The organism is Erythrobacter sp. HL-111 (assembly GCF_900105095.1).
In the GTDB taxonomy this organism is placed as follows: Bacteria; Pseudomonadota; Alphaproteobacteria; order Sphingomonadales; family Sphingomonadaceae; genus Erythrobacter.
Window position 1 is genome coordinate 1,555,273 of record NZ_LT629743.1, and the last position, 11,747, is coordinate 1,567,019.

At 68.5% G+C, this 11,747-nt stretch carries 12 protein-coding genes; 5 read left to right on the forward strand and 7 right to left on the reverse strand.

All coding sequences use genetic code 11. The features are described 5' to 3' along the window. Positions 1 to 13: 13 nt before the first annotated feature. Positions 14 to 859 (forward strand): Ku protein, encoded by an 846-nt coding sequence (locus tag BLU08_RS07305; RefSeq protein ID WP_090197493.1) that lies wholly within the window; start codon positions 14 to 16, stop codon positions 857 to 859. A 1-nt stretch (position 860) separates the two neighbouring features. After that, a complete protein-coding gene (gene ligD, locus BLU08_RS07310; protein ID WP_090197496.1) occupies positions 861 to 3,365 on the forward strand; it encodes a DNA ligase D in 2,505 nt (834 codons plus the stop codon). A gap of 4 nt (positions 3,366 to 3,369) precedes the next feature. On the opposite strand, the gene BLU08_RS07315 is transcribed toward ligD, so the two are convergent. Continuing rightward, complete coding sequence (locus BLU08_RS07315) at positions 3,370 to 3,894, reverse strand: class I SAM-dependent methyltransferase (protein ID WP_090197498.1); 525 nt, start codon at positions 3,892 to 3,894, stop codon at positions 3,370 to 3,372. Then, positions 3,887 to 4,978, reverse strand: a complete 1,092-nt coding sequence (locus BLU08_RS07320) for a glycosyltransferase family 2 protein (protein ID WP_090197500.1) — start codon at positions 4,976 to 4,978, stop codon at positions 3,887 to 3,889. The genes BLU08_RS07315 and BLU08_RS07320 overlap by 8 nt, the downstream gene beginning before the upstream one ends. 367 nt (positions 4,979 to 5,345) lie before the next feature. Here BLU08_RS07320 and BLU08_RS07325 point away from each other — a divergent pair, with 367 nt between their 5' ends. Both BLU08_RS07325 and BLU08_RS07330 read left to right on the forward strand, forming a co-directional pair. Next, positions 5,346 to 6,137 carry an SRPBCC family protein gene (locus BLU08_RS07325; protein WP_233996135.1) on the forward strand — a complete coding sequence of 264 codons (792 nt, stop codon included), beginning with the start codon at positions 5,346 to 5,348 and terminating at the stop codon, positions 6,135 to 6,137. Next, positions 6,137 to 7,324, forward strand: a complete 1,188-nt coding sequence (locus BLU08_RS07330; RefSeq protein WP_090197502.1) for a zinc-dependent alcohol dehydrogenase — start codon at positions 6,137 to 6,139, stop codon at positions 7,322 to 7,324. Before BLU08_RS07325 ends, BLU08_RS07330 begins: the two co-directional genes overlap by 1 nt. Before the next feature lie 112 nt (positions 7,325 to 7,436). Here the strand turns inward: BLU08_RS07330 and BLU08_RS15320 are convergent, their stop codons facing one another. Further along, on the reverse strand, positions 7,437 to 7,613 hold the full coding sequence (locus BLU08_RS15320) for a hypothetical protein (RefSeq protein ID WP_172800999.1): 177 nt from the start codon (positions 7,611 to 7,613) through the stop codon (positions 7,437 to 7,439). A 90-nt stretch (positions 7,614 to 7,703) separates the two neighbouring features. Then, entirely contained in the window at positions 7,704 to 8,066 is a 363-nt protein-coding gene (locus BLU08_RS07335) for a PRC-barrel domain-containing protein (protein ID WP_090197504.1), read from the reverse strand. A 289-nt stretch (positions 8,067 to 8,355) separates the two neighbouring features. On the opposite strand from BLU08_RS07335, the gene BLU08_RS07340 reads away from it, so the two are divergent. Then, positions 8,356 to 8,679 carry a hypothetical protein gene (locus tag BLU08_RS07340; protein ID WP_090197508.1) on the forward strand — a complete coding sequence of 108 codons (324 nt, stop codon included), beginning with the start codon at positions 8,356 to 8,358 and terminating at the stop codon, positions 8,677 to 8,679. A 5-nt stretch (positions 8,680 to 8,684) separates the two neighbouring features. Here the strand turns inward: BLU08_RS07340 and BLU08_RS15150 are convergent, their stop codons facing one another. Genes BLU08_RS15150 through BLU08_RS07355 form a run of 3 tightly spaced genes read right to left on the reverse strand, consistent with a single transcriptional unit; the run spans position 8,685 to position 11,682 of the window. Next, positions 8,685 to 9,077 carry a response regulator gene (locus BLU08_RS15150; protein ID WP_157674478.1) on the reverse strand — a complete coding sequence of 131 codons (393 nt, stop codon included), beginning with the start codon at positions 9,075 to 9,077 and terminating at the stop codon, positions 8,685 to 8,687. Continuing rightward, positions 9,074 to 10,954: a PAS domain S-box protein gene (locus BLU08_RS07350; RefSeq protein ID WP_172801000.1), complete on the reverse strand. Its 1,881-nt coding sequence runs from the start codon at positions 10,952 to 10,954 to the stop codon at positions 9,074 to 9,076. The genes BLU08_RS15150 and BLU08_RS07350 overlap by 4 nt, the downstream gene beginning before the upstream one ends. Further along, on the reverse strand, positions 10,951 to 11,682 hold the full coding sequence (locus tag BLU08_RS07355; protein ID WP_090197515.1) for a Crp/Fnr family transcriptional regulator: 732 nt from the start codon (positions 11,680 to 11,682) through the stop codon (positions 10,951 to 10,953). Before BLU08_RS07355 ends, BLU08_RS07350 begins: the two co-directional genes overlap by 4 nt. Positions 11,683 to 11,747: the final 65 nt, after the last annotated feature.

The window sequence follows — 11,747 nt, forward strand, 5'->3', positions numbered from 1 at the left end:
AAAGGCGACGATCATGGCAGCACGCGCATATTGGCAGGGACAGATCCGGCTCGCGCTGGTCTCGATCCCCGTGGAACTCTTCTCGGCGACCAAGACCGGTTCGAAGATCCGCTTCAACCAGATCCACGAGCCGAGCGGCAAGCGCATTGCCTACGAAAAGGTCGTGCCCGGCATCGGCCCGGTCGACACGGACGAGATCATCCGCGGTTTCGAAGTGTCGAAGGGGAGCTACGTGCTGCTCGAGGACGAGGAGATCGACGCGGTCAGGATCGAGAGCCGCCGCACGCTGGAACTGGTGCAGTTCGTCGACGCGCACGAGATCGACCCGCTTTATTTCGAGCGGCCCTATTACGTCGCCCCGCAGGACGAGCTGGCCGAGGAAGCCTTCGTCGTCCTGCGCGAGGCGCTGCGCCGGGCGAAGAAGGTGGCGCTCGGCCAGCTTTCGGTGCGCGGCTCGGAAAAGCTCGTCGCGATCAAGCCCTGCGGCAAGGGCCTGCTGCTCGAAACCCTGCGCTATGCCGACGAGGTGCGCGAGGGGCAGGCCTTCTTCGACGACATAACCGATGCCAAGCCCAGGAAGGAACTGCTCGACCTCGCCGCCGCGCTGATCGACCAGAAATCGGCCCCCTTCGATCCGGGCGAATTCGAGGACCGCTATTCCGAGGCCCTGCGCGGCCTGATCGAGAAGAAGCGCAAGGCGAAGAAGGGCGAAGCCGTGATCGAGGACGTGGACGAACCCGGCGGGGGCCGCGGCGGCAATGTCGTCGACCTGATGGCGGCGCTCAAGAAGTCCGTGGGCGAGGAGAAGGGATCGGACGCCGCTCCGAAGAAGCGCAGCCGCTCCGGAAAATCGGCCTGACATGGCGCGCGCGAAGGCCAGACCCGGGCAGGGAAACGCGCTCGCCGAATACAACCGCAAACGCGATTTCGAGGCGACGCCCGAACCGGCGGGAGAGCACGGCGAAGGCGCGGGCGACAGCTTCATCGTGCAGAAACACGACGCATCCCGCCTCCACTGGGACCTGCGGCTCGAATTGGACGGCGTGCTCAAGAGCTGGGCGGTCACCAAGGGCCCCTCGCTCGATCCGGCGACCAAGCGGCTGGCGGTCAGGACCGAGGACCACCCGCTGTCCTATGCCGCGTTCGAGGGGACAATCCCCAGGGGCGAGTACGGCGGCGGGACGGTGATGCTGTGGGACCGCGGGACCTGGGCGCCGGTCCCCGGGAAGAAGGCCTCCGACATCGAGCGCGGGCACCTGCACTTCCGTCTCGAAGGCGAGCGGATGAAAGGCGAATGGCTGCTCGTCCGGCTCAAGCCGAGGGGGAAGGAGAAACGCGAGAACTGGCTGCTGAGAAAGCTCGAGGACGAACACACGGGCGCGACCGACGAACTGGTCGAGCGCGAACTCACCAGCATAGCGACAGGCCGCTCGATGGCGCAGATCGCGGCGGGAAAGGAGCCGGTCGAGCCGAGCCGGGCCAGCGTCCTCGCCCGGATGAAGCCGAAGACCGGACGGCCGCGCAAACCCCGCCGACCCGCCGCCCTGCCGGGCTTCCGCAAGCCCCAGCTCGCCACTCTCGTCGACGCGGTTCCAGCCGGGAACGGCTGGCTGCACGAAATCAAGTTCGACGGCTACCGCGCCCTCGTCGCGGCAAGGGGCGATGAGGTGCGCGTCTACACGCGATCGGGCAAGGACTGGACCGACAAGTTCGGTCCGCTCGCCAAAGCCTTCGCCGGGCTGGACCTGCACTCCTGCCTCATCGACGGCGAGATCGTCGCATCCGACAGCAGGGGCAATCCGGATTTCTCGACCCTGCAGGCCGTGCTCAAGCGTGGCCTCGGCGCACAGGGGGAAGCCGACGCGCTCGCCTTCCATGCCTTCGACCTGCTCGAGCTCGACGGCGAGGACCTCACGGGCGAGCCCAATATTGAGCGCAAGGATCGGCTCGAGGCCCTGCTCAAACGCGCCGAACCGCCGATCCATGTCGCCGACCATGTCATCGGCGCGGGCGAAAGACTGTTCAGGGCCATGTGCGATGCCGGCCAGGAAGGGATCATCTCCAAACGGATCGCCGCGCCCTATCACCCTTCGCGCAGCAAGGCCTGGGTCAAGGTCAAGTGCACGCAGCGGCAGGAATTCGTCGTCATCGGGTGGAAGCCCTCGCAGGCTAAGGGGCGCCCGTTCTCCTCGCTGCTGATGGCCCAGAACGAGGACGGCGAACTGGTCTACAAGGGCAATGTCGGCACCGGCTTCGACGCCGACCTATTCGATGCGCTCATCGCGAAGCTCAAGCGGCTCGAACGCAAGACCCCGCCTGCGGAGGTCGAACCGGCCAAGGCCCGGGGCGTGCGCTGGGTCACGCCCAAACTGGTCGCCGAGGTCGCCTTTGCCGAATTCACCGCCGACGGGAACATCCGCCACGGCAGCTTTCTCGGCCTGCGCGAGGACAAGGACCCCGGGACCGTCACGCCCGAGACGCCCGCGCCCGCCCCGCCACCGGCCGCCGAGGTCACGATCTCCAGCCGGGACCGCGTGATCTTCCCCGGTTCGGGCGCTACCAAGGGCGATCTTGCCGACCATTACGAAGCGATCGCCCCGATCATGCTCCCCTTCGCCGCGCAGCGCCCGGTCAGCCTCGTGCGCTGCCCGCAGGGCCGGGCGAAGAAATGCTTCTTCCAGAAACACGACACCGGCGGCTTCGGCGACGCGGTGCGGCGCGTGCCGATCCGCGAGAAGGACGGCGGTTACGAAGACTATCTCTACATCGAGGACGCACGCGGCATCCTGCAATGCGTCCAGATGGGCACGATCGAGTTTCACGGCTGGGGCGCGCGGACAAGCGAAGTCGAGGCGCCGGACCGCATGGTGTTCGACCTCGACCCGGACGAAGGGCTCGATTTCGGCGACGTCAAAGGCGCCGCGCGCGACATCCGCGACCGGCTCGCGGACCTCGGGCTCGCCAGCTTCGCCATGCTCACGGGCGGCAAGGGAGTGCACGTCGTCGTCCCGCTCGTGCCCGGCCATTCCTGGGAGGCGCACAAGGACTTCGCGCGCCGCTTCGCCGAGGCGCTCAGCCTTGCCGAGCCCGAACGCTTCACGGCGACGATGAGCAAGGCGAAGCGCAAGGGCAGGATCTTCATCGACTGGCTGCGAAACCAGCGCGGGAGCACGGCGATCCTGCCCTACGCCGTGCGCGCCCGCGAAGGGGCGCCGGTGGCTGCCCCGATCGGCTGGAACGAACTCGGCAAGGTGACCGGCGCCGGGCAGTGGCGGTTGGGCGATGCGGAGGAATTGCTCGAGCGGGCGCGCAGCAAGACGCTTGCCGGCTGGGGATTTGCCGAGCAGCGGCTGCCGGACCTTTGACCTGTCAGAATTCGGGGGTCAGCACGTCGATCCGGTAGAGTTCCGCCTGACGGCAGCCGCGCGATTGCCAGCCTGCCGCGCGGGCGAACAGTTCCGCCGCCTGCCGCCCGCCGACCGCAAGGTCGTTCTCCCCGGTCCAGTTGACGAGCACGCATTCCCCGCCCGGCTCCAGCGCCTCGTGGGCGAGGCGGGAGACTTCCTCGATCTCCTCGCGGTCGAGGAAATAGAGCGCTTCGGACAGCATCACGAGATCGAACCGCCCGTTCGGCCATTCCCGCGGGACCTCGCAGCGGCCGAAGGTGAGGCCACGCGCCCTGCCGCAGCGCGAGCGCGCCTCTTCGAGCGCGATCTCGGACACGTCGAGCGCCATGAGCGCGCAGCAGCGCGGCGCGAGCGCGCGGGTCAGCACCCCCGCCCCACAGCCCACTTCGAGCGCCCGGTCATATTCCCGCCTGCCCAGCGCGGCGAGCGTGGCCGCGCGCTTGGAACGCTCGTAGTCGCTCGTCGCGCAGTCCCACGGATCAAGCATCGCGCGCTTCGTGCGCCGCCAGGAGCCCGCGGGCCCTGGCGAGTTCGAGCTCGACCTCGGAAAGGCGCATCGGCGGGCGGCGTTCGGTCAGGGCAAGGCCGCTGTTCGTCCGCCGTTCGGCGCTGCGCCGCAATTCGTCCACCGGCAGCAGGCGGTGGTCGCAGGACGGATCGGCCGAGCGCGCGCGGCGGGCAAGCTCGTCGCCGCGACCGCCGGGCGTGCGTCCGTCGAGCCGGGCCGAACCGCGGGTCCCGGCATCGCCGATCTGCACCGCGCTCAAGCCGCGGCGCAGGATCTCGGCACACAGGGCCGCGTCCGCGCCGGTGTCCGGCACGGGCAACCCCCCGATCGCGCGATAGGCGGCGGCGCTCACCGCCATGCTCGCGCCCGAGACGCGCCACGCGAAGGCCCCGACGCGGCCCCCGGTCCAGACCTGCCAGAGCCGCTCGCTCGCATCGAAATAGGCCCTTTCGGCCTCCTCCGCGCGGCGCACCGTGGCGGGCAGGCGGGCAAGTTCGCGTTCGTCGAGGGGCACGTCCTCGCACAGGAGATCGGCGCCCTTGCCGAGCTCTTCGAGGCAGCGCGCGATCCAGCCGGGGGCGACGCGGCTGTCGGCATCGCTTGTCAGCAGGGCGCCGCCCGGGCGGACGAGCGCGGCCGCACAGTCTAGCGCCAGCCGCCGGCAATGGGCGGCGTTGCGGATCGCTGAATCGAACTCCGCCTCGACCAGCGCGACCCCGCACGGCGCCTCGCGCGCCCAGTCGCGGATGCAGTCGGCAGACGCATCGCGCGTGTCGTTGACGACGAACACCGCCACGCCCGGCCGATCCGCATGCTCCATCGCCGCCTCGAGCGCGGCGAGCGCGCGGGGCAGCAACGTGATCTCATTGCGGACGGGGATCGCGACCGCATAGGCGGCGTGACAGCGCGCGGGCCACTCGCTCGAGGTCAGGCGGACGCGGTGCGCGAAAGGCTCGGCCGCGAGCAGGCGGCGCAGCGGGGCCGAAACGGGATCGGGCCGACGCGCGGGCACGTAGGAGGGGCAGGGGCGCGGACGCGCGGTCCGGGAAAGCGGTGCGTGCATCGAAAAGGTCCTTTCGCACGGGCGTCGGCCCGGGGCTGCCTGAGCCCGGGGATCGGCCCCGGCAGCCCGACCTCATCATAATGTCGCAAATTCGAAAAAGTTCTCTCACAAAAGGTTCTATTCGGCGTGTTTTCGGCTCTTCCTGCAATAATGCACGCTCCGTTCGTCGCGCAAATTTTTCACTTTGTCATCTTCAATCAAGAAAGTTAGGCCGCGCACGGGCGAATTTTACTCGCCCTTCTGAAACGCGACTGCCGCCCTAGCGTTGGATCAGGACCACGAACCAAGGCGAGAGGAGATTGTCATGAGCAAGGCAGGCAGCCGGTCACGGAGATGGCCGGGCGCGGGCCGGCTGGGGCGCGAAGGAGTGCGTGACTTCGCGCTCGGCGAAGGCCGGCGGGCGGCGGCGCAGGGGCGCAAGGCGATCGGGCGCGGGAAACTGGCTGCGGCCGACGTGGCGAAGACCGGCGAGCAGGCAATGACGCGGGCCCGAAAGCGCGGGGACGACGACACACGGAGCCACGGCGGCGGCATCACCGGTGCGCTCACCGGCATTGCGCTCGTCGCCGGGACCGTCGCCTTCGGCGCCTTCCTCGCCCGGCGGCACAGGGGCGGCGGCGACGATGCGCCGGGCTTCACCCGCAGGCGCCCGGACGGCGACCATGTCGTCGGCGGGCGGACGGTCACGATCCGCAAGCCTGCGGAGGAACTCTACCGCTTCTGGCGCGATTTTTCGAACCTTCCGCGGTTCATGGAGAACATCGAGGACGTCCATCCCCACGGCGATCACGAGGCCTGGGTGGTGAAGGCCCCCGGCGGCAGGATGGTCGAACTCCACACCCGCGTTACCGAGGACCTGCCGAATCGCCGGATCGCCTGGGAATCGGTGCGCCATTCGGACATCTGGGCGAAGGGCCATGTCGAATTCGCCGAAGCCCCCGGCGAGCGCGGCACCCGCGTATCGCTGCTGATCGAATACGCCCCGCCCGGCGGCAAGATCGGCAAGGAGATCGCCGGGCTTTTCATGCGCGCCCCCGAGGCGCAGGCGCGCCACGATCTCAAGCGTTTCAAGATGCTGATGGAAACCGGCGAGATAGCGACCTCGGCCCACACCGCCAAACCGGCGAAAGCGAGTGCCGACCAACAGGAGAATGCGTGATGCGAGCCCTTACCTGGCAGGGAACCCACGACGTGCGCGTGGAGGACGTGCCCGATCCCGAAATCATCAACCCGCGCGATGCCGTCCTCAAGGTCACCTCGACCGCGATCTGCGGTTCCGACCTGCACCTTTACGACGGCGTCATCCCCGGGGTTCGGCCGGGCGACGTGCTGGGCCACGAATTCATGGGCGAGGTGGTCGAAACCGGCCCCGATTCGACGCTCGAGAAAGGCCAGCGCGTCGTCGTTCCCTTCACGATCAGCTGCGGCGGCTGCTTCCACTGCAAGATACAGCAATATTCCGCCTGCGAGAATTCGAACCCGGCCGACAAGCAGGACCTCTCGGCGACGCTCTACGGCCATCCGATGGCGGCGCTGTTCGGCTATTCGCACCTCACCGGCGGCTATTCGGGCGGGCAGGCGGAATATGTCCGCGTGCCCTTTTCCGATGTCGGCCCGATCGTAGTTCCCGACCATCTCGAGGACGACGCGGTGCTGTTCCTGTCCGACATCCTGCCGACCGGCTGGATGGGTGCGGAGAACGCGGACATCGAACCCGACGACACCGTCGCGGTGTGGGGCTGCGGCCCGGTCGGCCTGTTCGCGGTGCAGTCCGCGCTGGTCATGGGTGCGGCGCGGGTGATCGCGATCGACCATCACCCCCACCGGCTCGAACTCGCCAAGCGGCTGGGTGCGGACGTGATCGACTTCACCAAGACCGACGTGCGCGAGGCGCTGATGGAAATGTCGGGCGGGATCGGGGTCGATGCGGTGATCGACGCGGTCGGCATGGAAGCACACGGCTTCGCCGCCGACAACATGATCGACATGGTCAAGCAGAAGGTCGGGATCGGCGCCGACCGCGCCGCGGCGCTGAAACAGGCGATCCTCGCGGTGCGGCCGGGCGGCAGGGTCTCGATCCCCGGCGTCTATGGCGGGATGACCGACAAGTTCCCGCTGGGCGCGCTGATGGAAAAGGGGCTGCAGGTCAGGGCCGACCAGACCCATGTCCAGCGCTACACCAAGGACCTGCTGGAGAAGATCGAGGACGGCACGCTCGACACGACCTTTCTCATCTCGCACCGCCTGCCGCTGGAGGAGGCGGCGCATGGCTACAAGTGCTTCCACGACGAGCAGGACAACTGGACCAAGGTGGTCCTCAAGCCCGAAATGGCGGCGGCGGCGTGAGCCGGAACCGACGAGGCCGAGGCACGCGCGGCGAGCGCGGACGCGGCCTCGGTCGGGACGCCCGGAGCCGGTCCGCCGGGCGGCTGCAACGACGCCTCGCGCGGTCCGGGGGCTAGCCCGCCATCACTGCCCCTGCGATCACGACGAAAAGCACGAACGCAGCGAACCCGCCGAGGAAGATCGCGCGGCGGCGCCGGGTGCGAAGGATGATCTCCCCGCCCCGCGCGGCGTCCGCATCGACGCGCGGCGCTTCCTCGCGCCGCCGCCCGGGATCCCGGTCATCGCTCATTCAGGGAAAAAATGCGCCCGGCCGCGCTGCCCGCTCGTCCTCGAACGCGCCGCGCAAAAAGGCCGGGCGCATCCCGGCGCCCGCGCTCCTTCAGGCGCCGAGACCGTAATAGGTATTGACCCGCGCACCATAGTCAGGGTCCCAGTTCGGGTTTTCGTGGCGTTCGTAGGACGGCGCATCGGGCAGGCGGTTCTTGTCCATGCCCAGCACGTAGCCGTCCTTGCTCTCGTCAAAGCTCAGCGCGCCCCACGGCACCGGACGGTATTCGCTGCCCATGCCGAGGAAGCCGCCGCTCGACATCACCGCGTATTCGACCTTCCCGCTCCGCTTGCCGATCATGAGATGGGCGATGTGCCCGATCTTGTCGCCGTCGCTCGCATAGACATTGGTGTCCTCGACCTTGTTCGAGGAGATGAGCGCACGGGTCTCTTCCCTGTTCACGGTGTCGGTCATCGGCCAGTTCCTCCCTTGGTCCGGATCGGCCGGCGCGCTGCCGGTAGCCTCGTGCAGGGTTTCGCAAGCCGGGCGGCGGGGCGCACTAACAAAGATCACGCCCCCTCCCGGTTTCGGCGGGCTGCACCCGCCACGCGACGAAGCCCGCCCTGCGCGCCCGACGCGAACGGTCCAGCGGGCCTGACCCGTCGGTCTGTCGCAAAGCCATGACATTTCTGACAAAGGTGAGCGCCCCCGCGAACCTGCCCGGCCTAGGCCGGGCTGACCGACGGAGGAGGTCGTCATGGCAATGCACGAACAAAAAAGGGCCGCAAGCCGCTCGGGAAGGGTCGCTTCCCCCGAGGAAATCTATTCCCTGCGGTTCGACTGCATCGGCAAGGCTCCGCTGCCCGATATCGAGTTCCGCGCGAGCAATGCCTATCAGGCCCTTGAAATCGCACACCGCCGGGGCGGCGGGCGCTCGGCCGAATTGTGGCGCGGCGTCAGGAAGCTGTGCACGATCAAGGAGCTAGCGGGGAGCTTCTGGGAAATCCGCCCCTGCCCCCGGAAAGCCGACGGCAAGACCGCCGCAGACCCGCAAGCCGCCGACCGGGCGACGCGCGAAATCCTATGAAGCCCCTATGAAGCCTTCGCCCCGACGAGTTCGGTGAGCTGCGCGATCAGGTCGTCCTGGTTGACCGGCTTCTCGAGCCGCGGCGGTCCGGCAAGGTCTTCGGGAATGATCGAGACATCGTAACCCGTCAGGAACAGGAAAGGCAGCCCCCGGTCGCGGATCAAGCGCGCCACGTCGAAGCTCGCCCCGCGGCCGAGATTGATGTCGAGCATCGCCACATCGACCGGGTTCGCATCGATCAGCTCCGCCACTTCCGCGGCGTGCGCGGTCGGGCCGACGATCTCGGCCCCCGCCTTCGCCAGCGTGAGCGCGATCTCGCGCGCCTGGAAATACTCGTCCTCGACGATCAGCACCCGCCGTCCCTCCAGCGGCCGATCCGAACCCGCATCCCCCATCATTCGCCACCTCCTTCGGCACAGCCCGGTCCGGGCTCCAGGATACTCGCCCCTGCCTCGAGCGGGAAGGCGATCTCGGCGAGGAGGCCGTCCGGGCGCACCCGCATCGTCCCCTCGCCCTTGAGTTCGTAGGGCACGCGGCCCTCGATCAGTTCGGTCCCGAACCCGCGCCGCGAGGCTTCGGCGACGCGGTCGGGACAGGCTTCCTCCCACATCACCTCGAGCCATTCGCCGTTTTCGCGATTGGTCACGAACCAGCGGATCGCGAGCCGCCCCTCGCAGCCGAGCGCGCCGTACTTGATCGAATTGGTCGCCAGTTCGTGGATCGCGAGGGTCAGGACCTCCGCCGCCTTGGCCGACAATTCGACCACCGGCCCGCTCAGCGCGAGCCGTTCCTCTTCGGCGACGCGCGACAGTTCGTCGCGGATCAGGCTTTCGAGGTCGATCGCCGCCCCTGCCTTGCGCGTCAGCATCACCTGCGTGCGCGCCATCGCGTCGATCCGGCCGGTGAGGTGGGCGACATAGTCGTCCACATCCTTGTGCCCCTCGGCCGACTGGCGGATGATCGAGCGCACCATGGCGAGCAGGTTGCGAACCCGGTGCTGCAATTCGGCGAGCAGGAGCTTCTGACGCTCCTGCAGCTCCATCATCTCCTCGACATCGGTCGCCGTGCCGAGCCAGTCGGGAACCGAGCCCTCGTTCTCGACCAGCGACGCCTGGAACTGGAACCAGCGATAGGCCCCGTCCGAGGCGCGGCGCACGCGCAGCTCGCTCTGGAAGAATCCTTCGGCCTCGGCCCGGCGCCAGGACCCGCAGGCGGTCTCGCGGTCGTCCGGGTGGATCGCCTCGACCCAGCCCCGGCCGAGGCTCTGTTCGAGCGACTGCCCGGTGAATTCGGCCCATTGCCGGCTCGACCAGGTCCATTCGGCCCCGTCCCGCGCGCTCCAGACGAGCTGCGGGATCCCCTCGACCAAGGTGCGGAAGCGCCGCTCGCTGTCTTCGAGCGCCTTGCGCTGGCGCACCCGGTCGGTGCGGTCCTGCGCGATCCCGCCGATCCGCACGATCCGGTCCCCGTCGGGCTCGCGGATCGCGAAGCCGACCTCGTGGATGTGGCGCACCTCGCCGTCGGGCCGCAGGATGCGGTAATCGACCTGCGCGCGCTCGCCCGAGAACACCCGCGCGGCGACCTGCCCGACACGCTCGCGGTCGGCGGAGTGGATGAATTTCGCCATGGCGGAACGGTCCCCGAGCACCCTGCGGCGCTTCACGCCCCAGACCGTCTCGAAGGCGGGCGAAATATATTCGAACCGCTCGCCCGTGGCGTCGATCATCCAGATCACGTCGGGGGAGGCGTCGCCGAACTGGCGGAAGCGTTCCTCGCTCTTGCGGATCGCCCGCTCGGTCAGCGCGGTCCCGGTCTTTTCCTCGTAGACGCTGATCACGCCGATCGGCTCGCCCTCGCCGTTTCGCAGGATCGGGGTCGAATGGAGGTTGAATACCGCCTCTTGCACCGTCCCGTTGCGGCCGAGCGCGGTCGGGATGTCCTCGAGCGTGAGCGGGCGGCCCTCGGCGAGCACCCGTTCGAGCCGGTCGCCCATCGTCTCCCAGACCTCGGGAAACGTCTCGCGCGCGGGCCGGCCGAGCGCTGCGGTATGCTTGTCGCCGAAGATCTCGCAGGCCGGATCGTTATAGAGCAGCAGGAGGTCGCGCCCGAGATACATGTTCATCGGCAGCGGCGCGCCGAGCATCATCATCAGCAGCGAGCGCACTTCGGGCGGCCAGTCCCTCACCGGGCCGAGCGGGGTCGCGCTCCAGTCGGTCTTGCGGATGCGCCGGGCCATCGCGGTCTCCCCGGGAGGCCACGCGAAGGGCTCCGTCATCGCGCGTCTGTCCATGCCTCGCGGCCGATCCGCAGGTAGTTCCGGTTGAACATCGCCACCTGGCTGAGCCGGTCGTAGTCACGGATGTAAAGCCGCTTCGAACGCAGTTCGACGAGGCCCTCGCGGCGCAGTTCCTGCATCGTGCGGTTGAGGTGAACCGAGGTCACGCCGGTCGCATCGGCGAGATCGTTCTGGGTCAGCGGGCAATCGCACTCCCGGCTCTGGGCAAGCCCTGCCGCGCGCAGCCGCAGGAATATCTCCAGGAACAGGTGCGCGAGCCGTTCGAAGGCGTTGCGCCGGCCGAGGTTGAGCAGCCATTCGCGGTGGATCGCGGCGTTGACGCTGTCATGCCGTGCGAGCGCTTGGGCGATCCGAGGGTGGTTCTCGCCCAAGCGCTCCAGCGTTTCGGGCAGGATCGCGTAATAGGTGATCGGCGTAAGCGCGGCGACCGAATGGTCCATCTCGTCGACCACCCGCACGCCGAGATCGAAGAAATCCCCGGGCAGGAGCAGGCCGACGATCTGGCGCCGCCCGTCGGGCAGGTCCTTGAAACGGTAGGCCCAGCCCTGCGCCAGCAGCCGCACGACCCCGGGGGTGTCGCCTTCGCTGAGCGTGGTCTGACGCGCGGGCACGCGCACCAGCGGGGCCTGCCGCAGCGCTTCGACCGCCTCGCGCTCCTCGGGCGTGAGGTCGGCATAGCGCTCGATCGTTGAAAGCAGGGTCTTCATGCGACTTTCCTTTTTCCCTGCCCGATGACGCGGCTTTCCCTGCCCGATGACGCGGCAGGATTTTC

Coding starts and splice junctions, on each gene's coding strand:
- BLU08_RS07305 (WP_090197493.1), top strand. CDS start 14: ATGGCAGCACGCGCATATTGGCAGGGACAGATCCGGCTCGCGCTGGTC.
- ligD (WP_090197496.1), top strand. CDS start 861: ATGGCGCGCGCGAAGGCCAGACCCGGGCAGGGAAACGCGCTCGCCGAA.
- BLU08_RS07315 (WP_090197498.1), bottom strand. CDS start 3,894: ATGCTTGATCCGTGGGACTGCGCGACGAGCGACTACGAGCGTTCCAAG.
- BLU08_RS07320 (WP_090197500.1), bottom strand. CDS start 4,978: ATGCACGCACCGCTTTCCCGGACCGCGCGTCCGCGCCCCTGCCCCTCC.
- BLU08_RS07330 (WP_090197502.1), top strand. CDS start 6,137: ATGCGAGCCCTTACCTGGCAGGGAACCCACGACGTGCGCGTGGAGGAC.
- BLU08_RS15320 (WP_172800999.1), bottom strand. CDS start 7,613: ATGAGCGATGACCGGGATCCCGGGCGGCGGCGCGAGGAAGCGCCGCGC.
- BLU08_RS07335 (WP_090197504.1), bottom strand. CDS start 8,066: ATGACCGACACCGTGAACAGGGAAGAGACCCGTGCGCTCATCTCCTCG.
- BLU08_RS07340 (WP_090197508.1), top strand. CDS start 8,356: ATGCACGAACAAAAAAGGGCCGCAAGCCGCTCGGGAAGGGTCGCTTCC.
- BLU08_RS15150 (WP_157674478.1), bottom strand. CDS start 9,077: ATGATGGGGGATGCGGGTTCGGATCGGCCGCTGGAGGGACGGCGGGTG.
- BLU08_RS07350 (WP_172801000.1), bottom strand. CDS start 10,954: ATGACGGAGCCCTTCGCGTGGCCTCCCGGGGAGACCGCGATGGCCCGG.
- BLU08_RS07355 (WP_090197515.1), bottom strand. CDS start 11,682: ATGAAGACCCTGCTTTCAACGATCGAGCGCTATGCCGACCTCACGCCC.